Annotated in this window: 18 protein-coding genes; 12 read left to right on the top strand and 6 right to left on the bottom strand. The window is 39.8% G+C overall.

Translation table 11 applies throughout. The features are described from left to right. The first annotated feature begins 282 nt into the window (after nucleotides 1–282). The 9 genes from HMPREF1532_RS17945 to HMPREF1532_RS21385 all read left to right on the top strand — a co-directional run bounded on the left by HMPREF1532_RS17945 (nucleotide 283) and on the right by HMPREF1532_RS21385 (nucleotide 8,693). A complete protein-coding gene (locus HMPREF1532_RS17945; protein WP_005932691.1) occupies nucleotides 283–1,338 on the top strand; it encodes a polysaccharide biosynthesis protein in 1,056 nt (351 codons plus the stop codon). Between the two features lie 108 nt (nucleotides 1,339–1,446). Next, nucleotides 1,447–2,592 carry a capsular polysaccharide biosynthesis protein CapF gene (locus HMPREF1532_RS17940; protein WP_005932688.1) on the top strand — a complete coding sequence of 382 codons (1,146 nt, stop codon included), beginning with the start codon at nucleotides 1,447–1,449 and terminating at the stop codon, nucleotides 2,590–2,592. 13 nt (nucleotides 2,593–2,605) lie between these two features. Further along, on the top strand, nucleotides 2,606–3,790 hold the full coding sequence (gene wecB / locus HMPREF1532_RS17935; RefSeq protein WP_005932686.1) for a non-hydrolyzing UDP-N-acetylglucosamine 2-epimerase: 1,185 nt from the start codon (nucleotides 2,606–2,608) through the stop codon (nucleotides 3,788–3,790). Between the two features lie 3 nt (nucleotides 3,791–3,793). Then, nucleotides 3,794–4,999, top strand: a complete 1,206-nt coding sequence (locus HMPREF1532_RS17930; protein WP_005932683.1) for a glycosyltransferase family 4 protein — start codon at nucleotides 3,794–3,796, stop codon at nucleotides 4,997–4,999. Nucleotides 5,000–5,010: 11 nt separating this feature from the next. Continuing rightward, complete coding sequence (locus tag HMPREF1532_RS17925; RefSeq protein WP_005932681.1) at nucleotides 5,011–5,622, top strand: sugar transferase; 612 nt, start codon at nucleotides 5,011–5,013, stop codon at nucleotides 5,620–5,622. 3 nt (nucleotides 5,623–5,625) lie between these two features. Then, nucleotides 5,626–6,264, top strand: a complete 639-nt coding sequence (locus HMPREF1532_RS17920) for an acetyltransferase (RefSeq protein ID WP_005932678.1) — start codon at nucleotides 5,626–5,628, stop codon at nucleotides 6,262–6,264. A 14-nt stretch (nucleotides 6,265–6,278) separates the two neighbouring features. Beyond that, nucleotides 6,279–7,418 (top strand): DegT/DnrJ/EryC1/StrS family aminotransferase, encoded by a 1,140-nt coding sequence (locus HMPREF1532_RS17915; protein WP_005932675.1) that lies wholly within the window; start codon nucleotides 6,279–6,281, stop codon nucleotides 7,416–7,418. A 568-nt stretch (nucleotides 7,419–7,986) separates the two neighbouring features. After that, on the top strand, nucleotides 7,987–8,469 hold the full coding sequence (locus HMPREF1532_RS17910) for an HU family DNA-binding protein (RefSeq protein WP_005932673.1): 483 nt from the start codon (nucleotides 7,987–7,989) through the stop codon (nucleotides 8,467–8,469). A 128-nt stretch (nucleotides 8,470–8,597) separates the two neighbouring features. Next, entirely contained in the window at nucleotides 8,598–8,693 is a 96-nt protein-coding gene (locus HMPREF1532_RS21385; RefSeq protein ID WP_005932670.1) for a smalltalk protein, read from the top strand. A 463-nt stretch (nucleotides 8,694–9,156) separates the two neighbouring features. Here the strand turns inward: HMPREF1532_RS21385 and HMPREF1532_RS17905 are convergent, their stop codons facing one another. Further along, nucleotides 9,157–10,323 carry a dicarboxylate/amino acid:cation symporter gene (locus tag HMPREF1532_RS17905; RefSeq protein ID WP_005932668.1) on the bottom strand — a complete coding sequence of 389 codons (1,167 nt, stop codon included), beginning with the start codon at nucleotides 10,321–10,323 and terminating at the stop codon, nucleotides 9,157–9,159. Between the two features lie 114 nt (nucleotides 10,324–10,437). On the opposite strand from HMPREF1532_RS17905, the gene gnd reads away from it, so the two are divergent. Genes gnd through pgl form a run of 3 tightly spaced genes read left to right on the top strand, consistent with a single transcriptional unit; the run spans nucleotide 10,438 to nucleotide 14,174 of the window. Continuing rightward, nucleotides 10,438–11,913: a decarboxylating NADP(+)-dependent phosphogluconate dehydrogenase gene (gene gnd / locus HMPREF1532_RS17900; RefSeq protein WP_005932666.1), complete on the top strand. Its 1,476-nt coding sequence runs from the start codon at nucleotides 10,438–10,440 to the stop codon at nucleotides 11,911–11,913. Nucleotides 11,914–11,952: 39 nt separating this feature from the next. Continuing rightward, nucleotides 11,953–13,449 carry a glucose-6-phosphate dehydrogenase gene (gene zwf / locus HMPREF1532_RS17895; protein ID WP_025819061.1) on the top strand — a complete coding sequence of 499 codons (1,497 nt, stop codon included), beginning with the start codon at nucleotides 11,953–11,955 and terminating at the stop codon, nucleotides 13,447–13,449. Then, nucleotides 13,446–14,174: a 6-phosphogluconolactonase gene (pgl, locus tag HMPREF1532_RS17890; RefSeq protein WP_005932661.1), complete on the top strand. Its 729-nt coding sequence runs from the start codon at nucleotides 13,446–13,448 to the stop codon at nucleotides 14,172–14,174. The genes zwf and pgl overlap by 4 nt, the downstream gene beginning before the upstream one ends. A gap of 59 nt (nucleotides 14,175–14,233) precedes the next feature. Here the strand turns inward: pgl and HMPREF1532_RS17885 are convergent, their stop codons facing one another. From HMPREF1532_RS17885 to HMPREF1532_RS21940, 5 genes are all read right to left on the bottom strand, one after another. Next, entirely contained in the window at nucleotides 14,234–14,455 is a 222-nt protein-coding gene (locus HMPREF1532_RS17885; protein WP_005932658.1) for a hypothetical protein, read from the bottom strand. Between the two features lie 318 nt (nucleotides 14,456–14,773). Beyond that, a complete protein-coding gene (locus tag HMPREF1532_RS17880) occupies nucleotides 14,774–15,220 on the bottom strand; it encodes a DUF5053 domain-containing protein (protein WP_005932655.1) in 447 nt (148 codons plus the stop codon). A gap of 250 nt (nucleotides 15,221–15,470) precedes the next feature. Further along, complete coding sequence (locus HMPREF1532_RS17875) at nucleotides 15,471–15,890, bottom strand: DUF5053 domain-containing protein (RefSeq protein WP_005932653.1); 420 nt, start codon at nucleotides 15,888–15,890, stop codon at nucleotides 15,471–15,473. A gap of 42 nt (nucleotides 15,891–15,932) precedes the next feature. Further along, on the bottom strand, nucleotides 15,933–16,130 hold the full coding sequence (locus HMPREF1532_RS17870; protein ID WP_005932650.1) for a hypothetical protein: 198 nt from the start codon (nucleotides 16,128–16,130) through the stop codon (nucleotides 15,933–15,935). 90 nt (nucleotides 16,131–16,220) lie between these two features. Next, complete coding sequence (locus tag HMPREF1532_RS21940; protein ID WP_005932648.1) at nucleotides 16,221–17,405, bottom strand: tyrosine-type recombinase/integrase; 1,185 nt, start codon at nucleotides 17,403–17,405, stop codon at nucleotides 16,221–16,223. Between the last annotated feature and the right edge of the window lie 284 nt (nucleotides 17,406–17,689).

The raw sequence follows: 17,689 nt of genomic DNA, 5'->3' as shown, positions 1-17,689 counted from the left end.
TCAGTACGGTGAAGATGCAAGGACGGTCTGTCTGGGAGTATTTAGGTAAGTTTTTTACTAAAATATTTAATAGTTGCGGAGATTTTTTTCAGCCTGTATTTAGATAAAATCGGATTGGCAATATGCCAATGGTTAACAAATAGGTCAAATCTTTAACAACTCAATATATAGGCACTCGTAAAAATGTCTATACAAAGGGGATACCCTGAATTGAGTACCCGGCCGTATTTAGATAAAAATAAATGGTGTAACAGTATATGTGGGAATATTAAAATAAATATTATGTCTATATTCAAAGACAAAGTCCTGTTAATTACAGGTGGTACGGGTTCTTTTGGTAATGCCGTACTCAGACGTTTCTTAGGTTCCGATATTAAAGAGATTCGTATTTTTAGTCGTGACGAGAAGAAGCAGGATGACATGCGTCATCAGTTACAAAACCCCAAGGTTAAGTTCTATATTGGTAACGTCCGCGATCGGCAGTCTGTGGACGGTGCCATGAGAGGTGTTGACTATGTTTTTGCTGCTGCTGCCTTGAAGCAAGTTCCTTCTTGTGAATTTTTTCCGTTGCAGGCAGTACAGACCAACGTGATTGGTACAGACAATGTATTGGAGTCTGCTATAGCACATGGTGTAAAGAATGTGGTTGTCCTTTCTACCGACAAGGCTGCTTATCCGATTAATGCTATGGGAATCTCCAAAGCTATGATGGAAAAAGTAGCTATTGCTAAGGGACGTGCTTTGGGAGAGGGTGCATCGACAACTATCTGTTGTACCCGTTATGGTAACGTAATGGCTAGTCGTGGCTCAGTTATTCCCTTGTGGGTAGATCAGATAAAGTCTGGTAATCCCATTACCATAACCGATCCTAATATGACCCGTTTTATGATGACACTTGACGATGCCGTTGATTTGGTCATGTACGCTTTTGAACACGGTCATAATGGTGACTTATTCGTTCAGAAAGCTCCCGCCGCGACATTGGATGTTTTGGCACAAGCTTTGAAAGGATTGTATAATGCTGATACGGAAGTCAGAACTATCGGTACCCGCCACGGTGAGAAACTGTATGAGACTTTAGTAACCCGTGAAGAGATGGCAAAGGCCATTGACATGGGTGAGTATTACCGTATTCCTTGTGACACGCGTGATTTAAACTATGATAAGTTCTTCACAGAGGGCAATGAGGATGTCGCTCGGATTGAAGATTATCATTCCCATAATACTGCTCGTCTTGATGTGGAGGGAATGAAGCAGTTGTTACTTAAACTTCGTTTTATCCGTGAGGATCTGGGTCTGACAGAGAAAGCCAAATCTTCTGAAATAAAAAGTGAATAAACAAATCCTTTCCTGACCGTCCAGACGCTTTTCTTTTTAATCTCTTGATTCATTTTTTCTGAGCGTTTTACTTACGAACGGCGGAATATCATTCAAACTAATTACTTTATGAATATTTTAGTAACCGGCGCCAAAGGTTTTGTCGGTCGTAATCTGGTGTCTCAATTACACAATATCCAATCGGGCAAGGCGAAGAACTATGGCGTATTTTCGGATATGCAGGTTTTTGAGTACGATGTAGACAGCGACCCTTGCGAACTGGATGTCTATTGTAAAAGAGCGGATTTTGTCTTTAATCTGGCAGGTGTTAACCGTCCCAAGGATCAAGCTGAATTCATGCAAGGCAATTTCGGTTTTGCTTCCGCTCTACTTGATACCTTGAAAAAGTATAATAATTCCTGTCCTGTAATGATCTCCTCTTCCACTCAGGCCGCTTTGGACAATCCTTATGGCGAATCCAAACGTGCGGGTGAGAATCTTTTGTTTGATTATGCACGGGAGACAGGTGCACGTGTTCTTGTTTACCGTTTTCCGAATGTGTTTGGTAAATGGTGCCGTCCAAATTATAACAGTGCTGTTGCCACTTTTTGTAACAACATAGCCCATGATCTTCCGATTCAGGTCAATGATCCTTCTGTCATGTTGCATTTGGTTTATGTGGATGATGTGGTGGATGAATTGATTGCCGCTTTGAGTGGGAATGAGCATCGTGAGAGAGACTATTGCATTGTCCCTATTGTACACACAGTTACTTTAGGGAAAATTGTCGACTTGCTTTATTCTTTTAGGGAAATGTCCGGTAATTTGCAAGTCCCCGATCTGGGTGATCCGTTCACTAAGAAGCTTTATTCCACTTATTTGTCATATTTCCCAAAGGATAAGTTTAGCTATCCTCTTAAAATGAATGTTGATTCTCGGGGGAGTTTTACGGAAATTATTCGTACTCCGGATCGTGGGCAGTTCTCTGTGAATATCTCTAAACCGGGAATTACCAAAGGTCAGCATTGGCACCATACGAAGAATGAAAAATTCGTTGTTGTCAGCGGACACGGCCTGATCCAACTTCGTAAAATTGGTACGGATGAGGTGCTGAACTATGAGGTGAACGGTGACAAGATTGAAGTTGTGGAAATGATTCCCGGCTATACCCATAACATAATTAACCTTTCGGATACGGAAGACCTTGTGACATTCATGTGGTGCAATGAATGTTTCGATCCTGCCCGTCCCGATACTTTCTTTGAAGAAGTTTAATAGAATGACCGATATGAATATACGATTAGATTATTCCGATATTAAGTTTCAGGAGAACGGTAAACTGAAACTGCTGATTATTGTAGGTACCCGTCCTGAGATTATTCGTCTTGCTGCGGTGATCAACAAATGCCGTGTGTATTTCGATTGTATCCTCGCCCATACGGGGCAGAATTACGATTATAACCTGAACGGTGTCTTTTTCCACGACTTGAAGTTGCAAGCTCCGGAGGTCTATATGGATGCTGTAGGAGATGACCTTGGTGCGACTGTGGGCAATATAATCAATTGCAGTTATAAGTTGATGGTTCAGACTTGCCCGGATGCACTTTTGGTATTAGGAGATACGAATAGTTGTCTTTCGGTAATCGGTGCCAAGCGTCTTCATATTCCTATCTTCCATATGGAGGCCGGTAATCGTTGTTTTGACGAATGTCTTCCAGAGGAGACGAATCGGCGTATCGTGGATATCATTTCTGATGTGAATATGTGTTATTCGGAACACGCCCGACGGTATTTGAATGCGTCCGGAATCGCTAAGGAACGCACTTATGTGACCGGTTCTCCTATGGCTGAAGTACTTCATGAGAATTTGAAGGATATTGAGGCTTCGGATATTCACAGTCGTTTGGGGCTTGAGAAAGGTAAATATATTTTGCTCTCTGCTCACCGTGAAGAAAATATTGATACAGAAAAGAATTTCCTTTCTTTGTTTACAGCTATAAATAAATTGGCAGAGAAATATGATATGCCTATTCTTTATTCCTGCCATCCACGTAGTCGGAAACGTTTGGAAATGAGTGGCTTCGTATTAGATAGCCGTGTGATTCAACACGAACCTCTGGGTTTTCATGATTATAACTGTCTTCAGATGAATGCTTATGCGGTTGTATCAGATTCGGGTACTTTACCTGAGGAAAGCTCTTTCTTTACTTCTGTAGGCCATGCTTTTCCGGCAGTTTGTATCCGTACTTCCACAGAGCGTCCGGAGGCATTGGACAAAGGTGTGTTTGTCTTGGCGGGTATTGACGGGCAGTCGCTGCTTCAGGCTGTGGAAACTGCTGTGGATATGAATAACAATGGTGATCATGGGTTACCGGTTCCCGATTACACGGATGAGAATGTATCTACGAAAGTAGTAAAACTTATTCAGAGCTATACGGGAGTGGTCAATAAAATGGTTTGGAGAAAATATTAGTCAATGAATATCATTTTTTTGACTGTCAGCCGGATTAAGGAAATAAAATCGAGAGGTATTTATACTGACTTGATGCGTAAGTTTCGTGATGAGGGTCACAATGTTTATATTGTGACTCCTTATGAGCGGCAGTTTGCCTTGCCTACATCTTTATCTGAAGTGGATGGTATCCATTTATTGGGGGTACGAACTCTGAATATTCAGAAGACGAATATTATAGAAAAAGGAATAGGAACTATTCTATTGGAGGCTCAATTTAATAGAGCTATCAAGAAGTATCTTAGTCATGTTAATTTTGACCTGATTCTTTATTCTACACCTCCGATTACATTTACTGATGTGGTCAGAAACTTAAAAAAAGGAACTCCTTCTGCTATCTCTTATCTTCTATTAAAAGATATTTTTCCTCAGAATGCCGTGGACTTGGGAATGTTTTCGAAGAATAGCCTTATTTATTGGTATTTTCGGCAGAAAGAGATTGGTTTGTATAAGCATGCTGATTACATTGGTTGTATGTCTCCTGCAAATGTGGAATTTGTATTGAGGCATAACAGCTTTCTTGTCCACGAACGTGTTGAGATAGCACCTAATAGTATTGAATTAAAAAAGGATCCTATTAATATTGACAGAGAGAGTATCCGTAAAAAATACGATCTTCCTATTGACAGACCGATATTCATTTATGGAGGGAATTTAGGTAAACCACAGGGAATTGATTTTTTAATTCAGTGTTTAAATGCAAATTGCCAAAGAAATGATTGCCATTTTTTAATTGTAGGTAATGGTACGGAATACCACAAGTTGGAAAATTGGTTTATCAATACCAAGACCGATAATGTATCTTTATTTCCCAGACTTCCTAAAGAAGATTATGATGCTCTGGTACAATCTTGTGACATAGGTTTGATATTTTTGGATCATCGTTTTCAAATTCCCAATTATCCTTCTCGTTTACTATCTTATTTGGAATATAAAATGCCTATTATAGCCGCAACGGATATAAACACGGACATTGGTACAATTGCGGAAAAGAATGGATATGGATATTGTTGTGAGAGTAAATATGTAGAAAGTTTTACGGCTTGTGTAAATAAGTATATTACGACTCCTGATACTATTCGAAAAATGGGAGAATGCGGTTATCAATTTTTATTGGATAATTATCAGGTTGATAGTACTTATCAGAAAATAATTTCTCATATAAAGTAAAAAAACGATATATGTATAAAAATTGTTTTAAGCGTGTAATTGACTTTACTATTGTTTTTGTAGTTCTTTTACTTATTTGGCCTTTTTTACTTATTATAAGTATTTGGCTCCATTTTGCTAACAAAGGAGCTGGAATTTTCTTTTTTCAGGAACGTCCAGGGAAAAATGAAAAAATATTTAAGGTGATTAAGTTCAAATCAATGACTGATGAGAGGGATGAACTGGGAAATCTATTACCGAATGAGCAACGTATTACAAAGGTAGGAGTATTTATACGAAAGACCTCTATTGATGAATTACCTCAATTATTGAATGTTTTGAAAGGGGATATGTCTTTGATCGGTCCGAGACCTTTGAGGGTTGATTATTTACCTATTTATAACAATCTGCAGAAACGTAGGCATGATGTACGTCCTGGAATAACAGGGTGGGCTCAAGTAAATGGACGAAATGCTATATCATGGACTAAAAAATTTGAATTGGATGTTTGGTATGTAGATCATATTTCATTTTTTCTTGATCTAAAAATAATTTATTTGACTGTGATGAAAGTTTTAAAAAGGACTGATATTAATAGTGATACTGTTACAGTTGGTATTGAAAAATTTAATGGACATAATTGATGTATGAAAGGGGTTATTATTGGTGCCGGAACATATGGTGAGGTCTATCTTGCTTATTTGCAGGAATCCGGTGTTGAAATTGTCGGTTTTTTGGATGATAATAGGGAATTACATAATTGTTTGATAAAAGGAGTACCTGTATTGGGAGGAACAGAGTTGTTAAAATCTCTCAAAAGGACTCATCAGGTAGAATGTGTGTATTGTCCGATAGGAAACAATCAATTGCGAGTACAGTTTTTGTTAAAAGCGAAAGATTTGGGTTATCAAACTCCTAATTATATACATCCAACAGCAATTATTTCTCCTAATGTTTCAATAGGGGAAGGAGTTTATATTTTGCTGAATACCTCAATAATGCCTTATGTCACGATAGATAATTATGTGATGATTAGCATGAATGCCAATGTTGCCCATCATTCGGTATTGGAAGAAGGTACTTTTATATCCACTGGTGTTAATTTTGGTGCTTCTATCATTGCTCATAAATATAGTTATATAGGGATTAGTGCGACAGTGATGACTGGAATTAAAGTTTTGGGAGAAGGTTGTTTGATAGGTGCGGGTGCTGTTGTTATTAAAGATGTTCCAGCTAAAGCAGTTGTTGCAGGGGTACCTGCGAAAGTGCTAAAATATAAAGAATAATAATTATTTAAATCATGGACAAACGAATTTATCTTTGTCTCGCTCATATGAGCGGTAAAGAACAGGGTTTTATAAAGGAAGCCTTTGATACCAACTGGGTAGTTCCTCTTGGTCCTAATGTGAATGCTTTTGAGGAAGAACTTGAAAGTTTTGTAGGTGATAATAAAAAAGTAGTGGCCTTGTCTGCTGGTACGGCTGCTATCCATTTGGCATTGATCCAATTGGGGATACAGTCCGGTGATGAGGTGGTCTGTCAGTCTTTTACCTTTTGTGCTTCCGCCAATCCGGTTACTTACTTAGGCGCTACACCTGTATTTGTGGATAGTGAAGAGGATACCTGGAATATGAGTCCGGTTCTTTTGGAAAAAGCGATTAAAGACCGGATAGCGAAGACAGGTAAGAAGCCCAAAGCGATCATTCCCGTTCATCTTTATGGCATGCCGGCAAAGATCGATGAGATTTGTGCGATAGCTGAGAAATATGAAATACCTGTATTAGAGGATGCTGCGGAGGCTTTAGGCTCGGAATTTAATGGGCGCAAATGTGGTACGTTCGGTACATTCGGCGCTTTGAGTTTTAATGGTAATAAAATGATCACGACTTCCGGTGGAGGCGCTTTGGTCGTAGCGGATGAAGCTGCCAAGAAACAGACGATGTATTATGCTACTCAGGCTCGTGAACCGTTTCCGTACTACCAACACGAACATATCGGATATAATTATCGTATGAGTAATATCTGTGCCGGTATCGGGCGTGGGCAGATGACGGTTCTGGATGACCATATCGCCCATCACCGGCATGTACATGAATTGTACGAGAAGGCTTTTGCCGATATGGAAGGTATTACTTTAATGTCTAATCCGGACAGCCGTTTTAATGCGAATTATTGGTTGTGCACAATTCTGATCGATAAGGAACTTACGGGGTTTGATTATGAAGAACTGCGGGTAGCTCTTGATACTAAGGGTATCGAGACACGGCCGTTGTGGAAACCTATGCATTTGCAACCGGTATTCAAGAATAATCCCTGTTACATAGACGGTACTTCCGAAAAACTGTTTAATAAGGGACTTTGTATCCCTGCAGGTCCTTGTGTAACGGATGAGGATGTAGCTTATATAGTTACAGAGATTAAAAACTGTATGAAGAAATAAGTTCTTGATGAGTACTTTTTTGAATTTACTGAAAGGACTTTTTTTATTTTTCTGTGTTCCCTATTTTATTTGGAAGCAGAAGAAAACGACCGTATAAAGTAAACATTGAATTCGTTCAATGCTTTCTTCCTTACTAAAAAGATTTAGATGACGTAAGGAATGCCGGATTACTCTGATGTGAATCATAGTAATTCTGCTTAATATTATTGTTTGTTTGTGCGGTCCTCCTTATATGAAGTCAGGTGTGGCTCAATTTTAAGGAGGACCTTTTCTTGAAAATTTAGTAATTCTTTTGAATATAGTACTACATTTTTCATCTCAAGTGTAGTTGTAGCCAGATTTCCCCATTGTTAATGAGGAGAAGTCTGGCTCTTTTTATGATTCCTATTAATGTATGCGCATTTATAAATCATTAATTAATAATACATTATAACTTTTCTGGGAAAAACTGCCTTACAGCTCTTCTTTTCTTTTGCCATTTATTAATAAACCTCCATCTTTGCACTGTTGATCAGCAAAATATGTGAATGAAAAAAACGATTAGTAACATTAAACGGAGGAATTAATTATGCCTTTATTTTACAAAGCGGTGCAATCACCGATAGCAAACAAAACAGGAGCCAAATTGTGGCATCTGAATCTGGTGAAGGCCGGAGGTACAGTAGCTACCCAGCAATTGGCTGAGGTAATAGCAGAGAAGTCATCCCTTACAGCAGGTGATGTGCAGAACGTGGTGCGCAACCTTATGTCTGTGATGCGTGAATATCTTTTGAACAGCCGTTCGGTACGTCTGGACGGTCTGGGTACGTTTACGATGAAAGCCTGCACAAGAGGGAAGGGGGTGGAAAGTGCCGATAAGGTAAGTCCGAATCAGATCACTTCTCTTAAATGTCGGTTTACTCCCGAATATACACGCCCGGCTGCCATTGGCACGACAAGGGCTTTGACGCAGGGAGTACAGTTTCTGCATGCCGATTTATTGAAAAATGACACTTCGGAAGAAGGACCGTCGGGAGGCGGTAGCGGAGAAGGAGAAGATCCGGCAGCTTGATGAAATGACCGGCTGATGATTGAGAGTCGGAAATGACATGATTAAAGATTGAAAATGTACGTTTAAGGATTGACTGCGCAGTATCCGATTTTTTTTTACAAGTAATAAACAACTAACGAATAAATAATATGAAGAAAACGATTTGGGATACAATTCTGAAAGTAGTGATAGCCGTGGCCAGTGCTTTGGCTGGTGTATTTGGCGGACAAGCTTTAATGGTTTAATAAATATTTTAAAGTAGAATAACTCTGGAGTCTCCCGATCGTTGCATGACGAATCGGGAGATTTTTGTTATAGGTGATAGAGGATATGGGTTGTTCTATTCCGGTTGACATCGCTTTGAAACATGTGTTACAGAAAAAAGCTGTTTATCTGAGCGTATTTTTTGCATAGTTATGAATTAAATCTTAGATGGATGTAAATCTGTTGAAAATAAAGAGGATACAAACAAAAATGGACAATTTGACACAACCTTTGGACTAAGTGGTATATGCGGTTACCCGATTTATTTTTAAGACGTGTACAAAGAGGTGCGCGTCTTTTATTTATGCTCGGATTGCATACCGGTTTAATACGTGCCGTAGCAGGTATATGACTTGGCACACGGCTCTAAAGCTTGCAGTAGCAATGAGGAGAAAATTTTACAGGAACTGAAGAGTCAGGGTATCTTTGATAGGATCGAATTCTTTATTTCTTCTCTTTTCCCATAATTTTGTCTATGATCAGCGCGATGGCACCATCACCCGTTACGTTGCAGGCTGTACCGAAACTGTCCATTGCGATGTATAATGCAATCATCAATGCTTGCGCAGATTCATCAAAACCTAACATCGACTGTAGGATGCCTAAAGAGGCCATAATGGCACCGCCCGGAACACCCGGAGCAGCTATCATGGTGATGCCCAACATAAAGATGAATCCGGAGAAGAGGGAAAAATCGAAGGGCATACCTTGCATTATCATCAAGGCAAGTGCACAGGCTACAATTTTCAGTGTACTGCCGGAAAGATGAATGGTGGCACAAAGGGGGATGACGAAACCGGCAATATCGGCTGATACTCCGTTTTTTTTAGTTTGTTCCAATGTGACAGGGATAGTGGCAGCTGATGACTGGGTACCTAATGCCGTAAAATAGGCGGGTAACATTCGGGTTAATAACTTGAAGGGATTGCGTTGAACGAACAAAGCAGCGATGCAATATTGGAAAATCAGTAAAAAGACATGCAAGACGAAAATGACTCCTATGATCTTGATGAACACCATCAGAATGGAGAAGACTTGCCCGGAGTGTGTCATGTTAAGAAAAATGCCAAAAATATAGAGAGGTAACAAGGGGAGGATAACGGCACTGATCATGCGGACAATGATCTCTTGAAAATCGCGTGCGGCATTTTTTAAGGAGTCGCTATGCAGGGTGGCTAATCCGAGTCCTAACGTAAAAGCAAGTATAAGTGAGGTCATTACGTTCATTAACGGTGGGATGGAGATGGAAAAGAAAGGCAGGATGCCTTGTGCTTCACTGATTTCTTCGAGCGGCCTGCCCGGTTCTATTAAAGACGGAAATAAGGTGGCACCGGTGAAATAAGAGAGGAAACCGGAGAATAAGGTTGCACCATAGGCTATCAGTGCAGTGACAAGCAGCATTTTACCGGCTCCTTTGCCAATGTCGGCAATGGCAACGGTGACGAGCCCCAGAATGATAAGTGGAATAGAGAAATTAAGGAATTCACTGAAGATGCCGTTGAACGTTACAAATATACGAACCAGCGAAGCTGGAAAGAAATGTCCGACTGCGATTCCTAACAAAATGGCAATAATTATACGGGGCAACAGGCCGATATGGATTTTCTTCATAATCGAAACTTAATTTATTTGCTACAAAAGTAGCATTTTTTCTGTAAATAGACGAACAAATTCTTCTTGTGCGTGTTATATGAATAAACAAGTAAATAGATAAATATTACAATTATGTCAATACAGAATAAAACGGATGTTGGGCTAATAGGATTGGCTGTAATGGGTGAAAATTTAGCCTTAAACATGGCAAGTAAGGGATGGAAAGTTTCGGTGTACAACCGTACGGTGCCGGGAGTAGAAGAAGGGGTAGTGGAACGTTTTATCAATGGACGGGCCAAGGGCTTGAATATTGAAGGATTTACGGATATTGCCGATTTTGTCAACTCTATCGCCTTACCTCGTAAAATAATGATGATGGTTCGTGCAGGAAGTGCTGTAGATGAACTTATGGAACAACTTTTCCCTTTACTTTCTCCGGGTGATATCTTGATTGATGGCGGTAATTCTAATTTTGAAGATACAAACCGTCGTGTAACGTTGGCTGAATCGAAAGGTTTTCTTTTCGTAGGTAGCGGTGTGTCGGGTGGTGAAGAAGGAGCCTTGAATGGTGCTTCCATTATGCCCGGCGGTTCGGTGGCTGCCTGGCCGGAGGTTAAGCCTATTTTACAGAGTATAGCAGCAAAGGCTTCCGACGGAACGCCTTGTTGTGAGTGGATCGGCCCGGCAGGTTCGGGGCATTTTGTGAAAATGATACATAATGGCATTGAATATGGAGATATGCAGCTTATTGCCGAAGCATATTGGGTGATGAAGAACTTGCTTGATCTGACCAATGAAGATATGGCGGATGTTTTCTCCCGTTGGAATGAAGGGAAGCTTCGCAGTTATCTGATAGAAATTACAGCGAACATCTTGCGCCACAAAGATAAGGCAGGAGGCTATTTGCTGGATAAAATTCTGGATGCTGCCGGGCAGAAAGGTACGGGAAAATGGTCTGTTATTAATGCTATGGAGTTAGGGATGCCGTTGGGACTGATTGCTACGGCGGTATTTGAGCGTAGTTTGTCGGCACAAAAAGATTTGCGTGAGGCTGCTTCACGTCAGTTCCAGTGTAAACATTCGCTGGCAGTTTATAATAAACCGGAAATGATAAAGGACATTTTTGCTGCATTGTATGCATCTAAACTGGTATCGTATGCACAAGGATTTGCGGTGTTACAGCGCGCTTCCGATGCTTTCGGGTGGAAACTCGATCTGGCGTCTATTGCTCGTATGTGGCGTGGCGGATGCATCATCCGTAGTGTTTTCCTGAACGATATTGCCGCCGCTTTTGAAGCGAAAGATAAGCCGAAACATCTGTTGCTGGCACCATATTTCCGTGATGAAATTAAGGAGTTGCTACCCGGATGGAAAAATCTGGTGGCACAAGCAATGCGTGAGGAACTTCCGGTTCCGGCATTCTCTTCGGCATTGAACTATTTCTACTCATTGGTGTCTGCCAATTTGCCTGCGAATATGATTCAGGCGCAGCGCGATTATTTTGGCGCTCATACCTTTGAACGAAAAGATGAACTCCGGGGCCAATTCTTCCATGAAAATTGGACGGGACACGGTGGTGATACGAAGTCGGGTACTTACAACAATTAGTGATAAGTGGTTTAGTGATTAGTGATAAAAATAGAAATGATGGATAAATTCGTAATGATAATATTTGGAGCTTCGGGCGATCTTACCAAACGTAAATTGATGCCTGCTCTATATTCCTTATACAGGGACAATCGTCTTAAAGGAGATTTTTCTGTAATGGGAGTGGGGCGTACCGTTTACTCGGATGCTGATTACCGGGCTTATATTTATACAGAGTTGGAACAGTTTGTGAAACCCGACGAACAGGATAAAGAACTGATGGATGGTTTTACACAGCATCTCTATTATTTGCCGATTGATCCTGCTATAGAAGCGGGGTATGTGCGGCTTCGGGAACGTTTGCAAGAGATTACCGATGAGAAAGAACCGGATAATCTGTTGTTTTATCTGGCTACGCCCCCTTCTCTCTACGGGGTGATTCCTTTGCATTTGAAGAAAGCGCATCTTAATCGCGGACGCGCCCGGATTATTGTAGAAAAGCCGTTTGGATACGATCTTCATTCGGCGGAAGAACTGAACCGGATTTATGCTTCTGTTTTTGAGGAACATCAGATTTATCGTATTGATCATTTTCTGGGAAAGGAAACGGCACAGAATCTTTTGGCTTTCCGTTTTGCCAATGGCATATTCGAACCTTTGTGGAATCGTAACTACATTGATTATATAGAGGTGACGGCTGTCGAAAATTTAGGTATCGAACAGCGTGGCGGTTTCTATGATACGGCCGGTGCCTTGCGCGATATGGTACAGAACCATCTTATACAACTTGTGGCTTTGACGGCAATGGAACCTCCTGCCGTGTTCAATGCCGATACTTTTCGGAATGAAGTGGTAAAGGTGTACGAATCTTTAACACCGCTGACCGAAGAGGATTTTGAAGAGCATATTGTCCGTGGGCAATATACGGCTTCCGGCAGTAAGAAGGGATATAGGGAGGAGAAGAATGTGAGTCCGAAATCACGTACCGAAACTTATATTGCCATGAAACTGGGTATCAGTAACTGGCGTTGGAGCGGTGTTCCTTTTTATATTCGCACCGGTAAGCAGATGCCGACAAAAGTGACGGAGATAGTGGTACACTTCCGTGAAACACCGCATCAGATGTTTCATTGTGCGGGAGGTAACTGTCCCCGTGCCAATAAACTTATTTTGCGTTTGCAACCGAATGAAGGTATCGTATTGAAGATTGGAATGAAAGTGCCCGGTGCCGGATTTGAAGTGAAGCAGGTAACAATGGATTTCAGCTATGACCAGCTCGGCGGTGTTCCCAGTGGAGATGCTTATGCACGGCTGATTGATGACTGTATTCAGGGAGATCCCACTCTCTTTACCCGAAGTGATGCCGTTGAAGCTTCCTGGCGTTTTTTCGATCCGATTCTCAAATATTGGAAAGAACATCCCGATGCACCGCTCTATGGTTATCCTGCTGGCACATGGGGGCCTCTTGAAAGTGAAGCCATGATGCATGAGCATGGTGCGGAATGGACTAACCCTTGTAAAAATTTGACAAACACAGACCAATATTGTGAATTATGAAACCTTTTATATATCCTTCGTCCATGGAGACGGCACGCGCATTGATTCTTCATCTGATAAAGATAATGATAGATGAACCCGGCAAGACTTTTAATTTTGCCTTTAGTGGTGGAAGTACTCCTGCACTGATGTTTGACTTGTGGGCAAACGAATATAGCGATATTACTCCGTGGACGAGAATGAGAGTTTATTTTGTAGATGAACGATGTGTTCCTCCTGAGAATTCGGACAGTAATTATGGAATGATGCGTTCATTATTGGTGGGTGTGGTACCTATTCCTTATGAAAACGTATTTCGTATTAAGGGAGAAGAAAGACCGGAAAAAGAAGCGGTCCGTTATTCTCGTATGGTAGAGAATAACATACCGATGAAAGACGGTTGGCCTGTGTTTGATGTGATATTATTGGGAGCAGGAGGGGATGGACATACTTCGTCTATCTTTCCGGGACAGGAGAGTCTGTTGTCTTCTGATAAAATATATGAAGTGAGCTATAACCCGAATAACGGGCAGAAACGTATAGCAATGACGGGATGTCCGATAATAAACGCGCAGCGTGTCATTTTCCTGATTATCGGCAAAAGTAAAGCCGATGTTGTAGAGGAGATGTGTACCTCCGGTGATACCGGACCTGCTGCGTATATAGCTCATCATGCCGAAAACGTAGAGTTGTTTTTGGATGATTATGCCGCATCGAAAATAGATGAGGAGGAAATATCAGATTAATAAAGCCGGCTAAAGGGTGCTCTCTACGAGCTCCCTGTTTGCTTCCGGCTTTTTAATCTTTACAGATCAGTTTCTTCTATCTTTTGAATTATATATTTTCCTTTCTTGTCTTTATGACAGTAGCAAACATAGTAATTGGGATCTTTTACTTTGTCATTCAAATTTTGAGGTAATTCAATTTCTTTTGTCTCTCTATTGATAGCAACTAAAGCTATAACAATTCCCTCTTCTTCACATTTCTTAATCAGAGTATCATTCAGAATTAGTTCTTCTTCATCCATTTCGTATGCATTTAGTGTGTGCAAAGGTAATGTTATAATAATAATATTGTACTTTTTTTATGAGATTTTTATTCATTTTGCAGCATATTTCTTGTCTCCGATGCCGAATGCAGAACGAGAAACCTGTTTGTTTTGAGGGAGGGGGAAGAGTGGTTTTTGTAAACAAGTGAGGGGAACCACCTCCTCACCAAGTCAAACCAAAGAAATCCGAATTATGGTCGTTTTACTTCGATGTTTCAAATATATAAATTATTTAGATTGTACAACAAATAAAAGCCCCGCAACGGCTCAATTGCGGGGCGGTGTCAAACAAGAATCTTAACTGAGCTTAAGCGATGTCTGATGAATCATTTCGCTAACATCATTCAAGGCATTTAAAAATGTCTTGAGTTCATTGTCAGTAAAGCGAGCCTTTTTTCCATTGACTATATTTCCGTTAATACGTTGATATAGCCAGTTTCGGCTTTTCCCGAAATATTTTCTTGCGATATAGCTGAATGATATCGCTTCGGGTAATTCTCCTAATTTATCGCGGAGTATGGCTTCTTCCGCTCTTTCTATGAAATCATTACAGGCTTTCACCGTTGCTTTTAATCCGGCTTCCGATGCCTTTTCATAGGCTTTCTTTTGGGCTTCCAGCAGTTTGCTATATTTATCCTGCATTTCTTTCTTGAAAGCTTTTCTTTCTTCTTCTGTCAGGTTTTTGAATCTTTCAAAATCAGCCTGCATTTCTTCCGTTGGCAGGCAAGCATTCCGATCTATCATATTTTCAAGTTTAATCCCTCCCCGGAGGGAGGGAGGTTAATCACTCTTTTAATTTTTCTTGAATCTCGTTCATTCTGTCGAGTATGTCGTTTATTAACGCTTCCCGTTCTTGAATTCGTTTTCACGAACGGCGATCTCTGTTGTGATGAATCTTGTATCGGAGTTGTGTGCAACTCTAATTCTTATTTTAGATTGTACAATAAAAAGCCCCGCAACGGCTCAATTGCGGGGCGGTGTCAAATTAAACGCATTAGAGAATGCGAATTGAGCCTAATAACTTACTTACGTCTGAAAGAGCATAATTTAATTTTTCTTTTTCTTCTTCGCTGAATTTACATGGTTTGCCGTTCACTATACAGCCGTTAATCCGATTATTTAACCACTGGCGAGATTTACCGAAATATTTCTTTGCGATGTACGATAAAGAAATAACTTCCTTTACTTCTTCCAATTGCTGGCGTATACTTATTTCTTTTTCTATTTCTTTTAATCCTTCACCTATTTGTTTGTATCCATTTAAAATGAAGTCTGCTATAATATTAGCATCTTCTTTAGAAGAAAATTTGTTTTTTATTTCAATAAACTTTTTTTGATATAATATCTCATTTTCCGGAGTCGGATTATTGAGAAGTATTTGAAGCTCTTTTAATTCATCTTTTAACGTTTTCATAATTTTATGTTTTTAGAACCTCCCATTTCTGGGAGGCATTTTTTACTTTTGTTTTTCTAACTCTTTTAACGCTTTCTTAATGTTCCCGATGTTTTTTTCAACTCTTAGTTTCTCATCAAGGATTGCGTTTATTTTTTCTTCATCTGCATTGCTGTTGTTTTCGAAGATGAAATCAAGCATTTTTAGTTGTGCTTTGTTTTTCATTAGCAAGCTAATTAGATAATCTTTTTCATTACTCATTTTTATTTATACGTTTAATTTGACAATGCAAATATAATATACATTTGTATATTATACAAGCGTTTTATGATTTATTTTATAGGATGCTGCTTATTTTTTCAGATTATCAAGTATTTCTCGTATCGCTTTGTCTGCATGCTTTTTCATGATTGATACATAATTGAAGATTGGACGATCTTCTTTCATTGAATGCCCTATGTAGTACTCAAGCGTACTAAGTGGTATCCCAAGGTCATAGCCATGTTGGACGAATGATTTACGAGCGGAATATAGCGTTAGGTTATGGGTGATGCCTGCTGCCGCTTTCAGTACTTTCATTTTCCGTGTGAGTGTATTATAACAGGATACATAGGTTTTATATTTTCCAAATACGAGCTTTCCGGTATTCTTATTCATATATTTCTTTATGAGAGGTTTTGCTTCATCGGGAATCGCAAACGAAGTCAACCGGTCACCATCTTTGGTATTTCTTGTCTTGATTCTGATGTAGTCCACCATATTTGTCCGGAAGTCATAGGCTAACATATCGACTAAGTTCATTCCGGCCAAGTAGTAAGTAAGCATGAAGATGTCGCGTACTACTGATACGTTGTATTTATCAGGTACCATGTCTCTGATGATTTTCAGTTGTTCGACCGTAATATGTGTATCCCTTTTCTTCGCGGACGGTATGGATGCCGTGATGAATGGGTCTACCTTATATTCTACATATCTCATTTTTATAGCGTAGTTTATTATCACTTTTAATAGTGTGACATAGATCTTGATTGTGGTAGGAGAGAGCTTGCTCTTTCTTAAATGCGTTAGATAGTTATTAATCCGGATGGGTGTTATGTGTTCCATTAGCGCGCCTGGGCCGGTAAACCGAATAAAATGTTTAGCGGCCAACTTATATAGCTTATGCGTTTTTTCTCTATCATCCTCATCTATCTGTGAGAGGAATTCTTCAACTATATCCTCAAATTTGCGATGTTTTTCACCATTAATTGGACTGGTTATTATTTTGACTAACTGTGTACAGGTAAGTGAATCTGCGTATTCTATACTTTCACAGCGTTCGTAATAGGTATCATAGATTCTTTTAAGTCTTGCATTTAGTAGTTCTTTATCTGAACGCTTTACAATTTTGCCATTTTTGAACTCATTGAGTGAGTCTATGACTATATTGGTCGGGATGTAACGTGTGTCCCAGTTGTGAGACACAGCAATTCTTATTTTATGTTGGCCGTTTGCCAAAACTTTAGTCGGTACGATTGTGATAAATAGATTAGTCATATTTAAATTCTATTTAATTAGTATATATTGCCGCGGCACGGTTACGGCAATGTAAATAGCGCCAAAAGTGACATTTTAACTCTTAATGATCAATACTAATTAAGAAAGAAAAGGTTTGATGAGAATTTGTAAATTGCTGTATATCAATTATAAAAATGGCTTCCTTGTTCGTCCGCCGACGAGGAAGCCATTTAACACAAAAACTAAACTAGACTTAACTAAACTATTCTATTCTCAGAGTTTCACAACTCCTTTTCTGTTCGGTACAAAGATATGTATTTATT

The organism is Bacteroides salyersiae WAL 10018 = DSM 18765 = JCM 12988 (assembly GCF_000381365.1).
Taxonomy (GTDB): Bacteria; Bacteroidota; Bacteroidia; order Bacteroidales; family Bacteroidaceae; genus Bacteroides; species Bacteroides salyersiae.
Note: the sequence above shows the minus strand (reverse complement) of the source record. Positions and strands in the feature narration are given on the sequence as shown.